Annotated in this window: 3 protein-coding genes; all 3 read left to right on the top strand. The window is 37.7% G+C overall.

Annotated elements, in window-relative coordinates; translation table 11 throughout:
• On the top strand, positions 1-949 hold a 949-nt coding region (locus tag B5J93_RS12725), incomplete at its 5' end, for a DUF2345 domain-containing protein (RefSeq protein WP_143823556.1).
• Between the two features lie 3 nt (positions 950-952).
• On the top strand, positions 953-2,176 hold the full coding sequence (locus B5J93_RS12720; RefSeq protein WP_079326707.1) for a DUF2515 family protein: 1,224 nt from the start codon (positions 953-955) through the stop codon (positions 2,174-2,176).
• Between the two features lie 109 nt (positions 2,177-2,285).
• Positions 2,286-3,290 (top strand): hypothetical protein, encoded by a 1,005-nt coding sequence (locus tag B5J93_RS12715; protein WP_143823555.1) that lies wholly within the window; start codon positions 2,286-2,288, stop codon positions 3,288-3,290.
• The last annotated feature ends 45 nt before the right edge of the window (positions 3,291-3,335 follow it).

Here is a 3,335-nt window from a genome sequence, read left to right as displayed (position 1 = left end):
GATTACCACGCATGGGAGGCAGGGGGCGGTGGGGCATGTGAAGGATGTGGGGGAGTCTTCTGAATCTTTAATGGTTTCTCATCAAATTCATAAGTCTTTTTTAAAACTCTCGGCATCTCATGATGTTAATGAATCATCATTAGACATTGACGTGGAAGAATCATTTAAGCAGGACTTAGATGGCCTTATGGGCAACGACATCATCAAGGAAGAGTTGCACGAAAGTGAGTTGGACGATGAAGACAATAGTCAAATACACCCTGAACTATCCTCTGCCCAGTTGCTGTTATCATCAAAAGACAGTACCATACTATCATCACAAAACAACATTAATATCGCAAGCCAAAAAAATACCACATTAACCACACAAGGAACATTGAGCATTGCCAGTGCAAAAAACTTATTGACAAACATTGCACAGGGGTTAAGGGTGTTGGTACAAAACTTAGGTATAAAGCTATTTACTGCTCGTGGTAAAATTCAAATTCAAGCCCAAAGCGATGATATAGAAATCATTGCAGAGCAAGTACTAAAATTAATCAGTGTCAAAAACAACATTGAGATTGTCGCTGATAAAGAAATCATCTTAACTTCCAATGGCAGTTATATCAAGATAGATAAAGAGGGGGTGGAGATAGGCTCTCCAAAGCCTGTAAAGGTGTACGCACCAGAGCATTGGGTGTTGGGAGCAAAAGAAATTTCTTACAAATTCAACGGCTCCCCCATCGTCGGCACCTTTGATGAAAAATTTGTGCTAAAATCGGAGTCAGGAGAAATCCTCAAAAATGTTCCTTATGTTATTACCAACAAAGTCACAGGTGAGCAGATTCGTGGCATCACAGACGATGAGGGCGGTACAGTTAGGGTTTGGACAGAAAGTGAAGAGGAGGTGGAAATGGGGGTGGATTTTGTTAGGGTTTTCTCAAAATCATCAAAAGATAAGGAGTAAATAATGGATACTAAAATTTCAACCAATATGACTAACCCTGTGCCAAACAGCCAATGCACGGCTAGGATGGATTATGGTGAAATTTGGTCTTATCATCAACTAATTTCCATGATTTTATTGTCCAAAAAACATACAAGCACTGAGCATAGATTTTTGGACGATAGCGAGCAAAAGGGGCAAACCCAAAAACGTATCAAAACAATAGCTAGTCATTACGCAATAATGTATTTGGAGACCAGCAAAAAGGGTGGCAAAAATCTAAAAGGTCGCTTTTATTGGATGGGGTTGGCGGCATTTGCAGCCAAACAAGTGTATTGTGGTGCCTTGGCAATGGATGATGTGGTAAATAAAGGTTTATCCAAGGTTGGTTATTATGGCAACAAATTAGATGATTTTACTGGTGCTAAAGCAATCGCTCCACAGTATATTAAACACTTAGAAGAAAATGCTTTGAGTGATAAAGAATTAGATTATATTAGAGAAAGAATGCTTTTGGGTAACTTGTTTTTGTTCTTGGACATTTACCCTTACCATCACCTTTATAGAGAGCTTCCCTGTTCTTTTTTTGAGGCGATCAATCATAGAAATTCCCAAAAATATGTATCTACCGTCAAAACTGATTTATATGATTTGCCACACTGTGATGAGCTTGGACTCATTGAGCATTTCACCTATGATAAAAAGCATTTAAAAAGTGCTTTTGAAAATATCAAAAAAACAGAAGAACTGTTAAGGGCGAGTAATGGAGTAATTACCGAAGATATCAGAAAAATTCAATGGAAAAGTCTTATTGCTATAGCCAACCACGAACAACGTGTTATCCTACAAAACTGCTTTTATGCCCCCAATGGCAGGGTGGATCCGACGTTAAAAAAAGTGTTAGATAAACAAAAGCAGTTAGATAAACTCAAAAAAACAATGGCCGCCATTTCTTGGATTGCGGATGTGCAAGGGCGACAAGCAGTTTTAACCAATGCCTGCCAATTAAGCGATGATTTTATGGAAGGTAATGCTGATAGAGAACGCTTTTATGAGGACATGAAAAACAGCTCAGAACTTAATAGCACTTGGGGCGAGAACTTGTATGATGTTGAACAAAGAATGGAATTCATCACCAGAATTGCCAAAGATTATCACTTTATTATGCTCAACTATAAGACAAAAGTAGAGGGTTACATGCAGTCCATTGTTAATGGAAAAGTTGTAGAGGGCGATGGTGATTTTTAATGTAGTTAAAAAAACAGTAAAATACACTGTTTTGGGTGTAATAACCCTTATCGTATTATTTTTACTATTGATATATATCTTGGTTTTTATTAGTGGCGTGGAGTATTACATGAAAACAAAACAAGACAATACACCTGTGGTATTAAATAAAAATGAGCAAGGCGAGTATCGTATGGTGGTACGCCTTGGCGAAGATGCCAAAACACTTGTTCAAAGAAATCCTAATTTCTTTAGAATCAATGAATATGATGGTTATGATGGATTGGGTTTTTTACGTCCAAGATTTGGTTATAGTGAACAATTTCCCTCTGATGACATTTCCAAAATCCGTTTGGAGCTATTAGATGAAGACTATGAATTGGCGTTGTACTTAAATGGCTTTGAAACAGATATTATGTTGGCAAGTGAAAAAGAACCGCTAAATGTGGGATTTTTGAGTGCAAATCTAAAAGCAACTTACGTAAAATGGTATGCAGAAAAATCCACCCCTGTGTATAATAAAATTTATGAAATACGACAATCCGAAGACTTAAGTGATGAAGAGAAAGATAAACTAATAAATGCCATTGAGCAACCGTTCATAGAACAAGATAAGAAGTACGAATTAGAATCTCGCAAAAATGCCTATCAACAATATCAAGACATTTTAGCGGTGCTAAAAAAATATGGGTGGAAGCCTTATGTCCACTTAGAATCGCCCAGAGTATTTGGAGAAGATTCTTGGAAAGTTGAGCAACTTGAATCATTGGACGATCAAGGTTATGCAAATTTATGGGAAGATGGCTTTTATATTGACAGCTATGAAAAATGGCAAAAGTATGTAGAGGACGATGATATTTTTGTATTGTTTTATCGCAAAAATCTGCTGTTGCGGTTGTCGGTTGATCACAAATACCCCTACCTAGAAATAGAAACCAATACTTCCAAATATTTAAATAGAGAAGATGATAGATGGATGGAAAAACTCGCCGCCGACCTCCCCAAATGGCAAGCCCAACGCAAACAAGCTGAAGATATCCTACGAGCCAAAGGCTATACCATTGATGAGAGTTATGTGGATGCTCCCTTACCCAAGGAGTTCTTAGAATGGCAAAAATATCAAATAAAACCATGACAAGACATTCACACTGCGACAGACCAAGACCTAAGCCTTGCCACC

It is taken from the genome of Moraxella equi (genome assembly GCF_002027555.1).
Lineage (GTDB): Bacteria > Pseudomonadota > Gammaproteobacteria > Pseudomonadales > Moraxellaceae > Moraxella > Moraxella equi.
The sequence above is the reverse complement of the archived record's forward strand: the minus strand, read 5'-3'. Positions and strand labels throughout refer to the sequence as shown.

Coding starts and splice junctions, on each gene's coding strand:
- B5J93_RS12720 (WP_079326707.1), top strand. CDS start 953: ATGGATACTAAAATTTCAACCAATATGACTAACCCTGTGCCAAACAGC.
- B5J93_RS12715 (WP_143823555.1), top strand. CDS start 2,286: ATGAAAACAAAACAAGACAATACACCTGTGGTATTAAATAAAAATGAG.